The sequence below is a fragment of the Janthinobacterium sp. PC23-8 genome (genome assembly GCF_002250505.1).
Lineage (GTDB): Bacteria > Pseudomonadota > Gammaproteobacteria > Burkholderiales > Burkholderiaceae_D > Janthinobacterium.
In genome coordinates this window covers 3,219,710-3,221,430 of the sequence record NZ_NJGY01000001.1, presented here as the reverse complement: position 1 = coordinate 3,221,430, position 1,721 = coordinate 3,219,710, and the positions used below count along the sequence as shown (strand labels likewise).

Annotated in this window: 1 tRNA gene and 1 rRNA gene; both read right to left on the bottom strand. The window is 52.5% G+C overall.

The window, feature by feature from the left end:
• Positions 1-3: 3 nt before the first annotated feature.
• A tRNA-Ile gene (locus CD932_RS29770) sits at positions 4-80 on the bottom strand.
• A 99-nt stretch (positions 81-179) separates the two neighbouring features.
• A 16S ribosomal RNA gene (locus CD932_RS29765) occupies positions 180-1,710 on the bottom strand.
• Between the last annotated feature and the right edge of the window lie 11 nt (positions 1,711-1,721).

Sequence of the window (1,721 nt, the reverse complement as noted above, 5' to 3'; positions counted from 1 at the left end):
AACTGGTAGGGCTGGTTGGACTCGAACCAACGACCCCCGCGTTATCAACACGGTGCTCTAACCAGCTGAGCTACAGCCCCAACGCGGTGCTACATACGACTACTGTTTCTTCTTCAGCTAACAGTCGATAAGTGTGGACATTTAATGAGTGAATCATTGCTGATTCGTGCAAACTCTAGAAAGGAGGTGATCCAGCCGCACCTTCCGATACGGCTACCTTGTTACGACTTCACCCCAGTCACGAATCCTACCGTGGTAAGCGCCCTCCTTGCGGTTAAGCTACCTACTTCTGGTAAAACCCGCTCCCATGGTGTGACGGGCGGTGTGTACAAGACCCGGGAACGTATTCACCGCGACATGCTGATCCGCGATTACTAGCGATTCCAACTTCATGCAGTCGAGTTGCAGACTACAATCCGGACTACGATACACTTTCTGCGATTAGCTCCCCCTCGCGGGTTGGCGGCGCTCTGTATGTACCATTGTATGACGTGTGAAGCCCTACCCATAAGGGCCATGAGGACTTGACGTCATCCCCACCTTCCTCCGGTTTGTCACCGGCAGTCTCATTAGAGTGCCCTTTCGTAGCAACTAATGACAAGGGTTGCGCTCGTTGCGGGACTTAACCCAACATCTCACGACACGAGCTGACGACAGCCATGCAGCACCTGTGTACTGGTTCTCTTTCGAGCACTCCCTGATCTCTCAAGGATTCCAGCCATGTCAAGGGTAGGTAAGGTTTTTCGCGTTGCATCGAATTAATCCACATCATCCACCGCTTGTGCGGGTCCCCGTCAATTCCTTTGAGTTTTAATCTTGCGACCGTACTCCCCAGGCGGTCTACTTCACGCGTTAGCTGCGTTACCAAGTCAATTAAGACCCGACAACTAGTAGACATCGTTTAGGGCGTGGACTACCAGGGTATCTAATCCTGTTTGCTCCCCACGCTTTCGTGCATGAGCGTCAATCTTGACCCAGGGGGCTGCCTTCGCCATCGGTGTTCCTCCACATATCTACGCATTTCACTGCTACACGTGGAATTCTACCCCCCTCTGCCAGATTCTAGCCTTGCAGTCTCCAATGCAATTCCCAGGTTGAGCCCGGGGATTTCACATCAGACTTACAAAACCGCCTGCGCACGCTTTACGCCCAGTAATTCCGATTAACGCTTGCACCCTACGTATTACCGCGGCTGCTGGCACGTAGTTAGCCGGTGCTTATTCTTCAGGTACCGTCATTAGCAAAGGATATTAGCCCTCACCGTTTCTTCCCTGACAAAAGAGCTTTACAACCCGAAGGCCTTCTTCACTCACGCGGCATTGCTGGATCAGGCTTGCGCCCATTGTCCAAAATTCCCCACTGCTGCCTCCCGTAGGAGTCTGGACCGTGTCTCAGTTCCAGTGTGGCTGGTCGTCCTCTCAGACCAGCTACTGATCGATGCCTTGGTAGGCTTTTACCCTACCAACTAGCTAATCAGATATCGGCCGCTCCACGAGCATGAGGTCTTGCGATCCCCCACTTTCATCCTTAGATCGTATGCGGTATTAGCGTAACTTTCGCTACGTTATCCCCCACTCCAGGGTACGTTCCGATATATTACTCACCCGTTCGCCACTCGCCACCAGAGCAAGCTCAGTGCTGCCGTTCGACTTGCATGTGTAAGGCATGCCGCCAGCGTTCAATCTGAGCCAGGATCAAACTCTTCAGTTTAATCTCTGTTT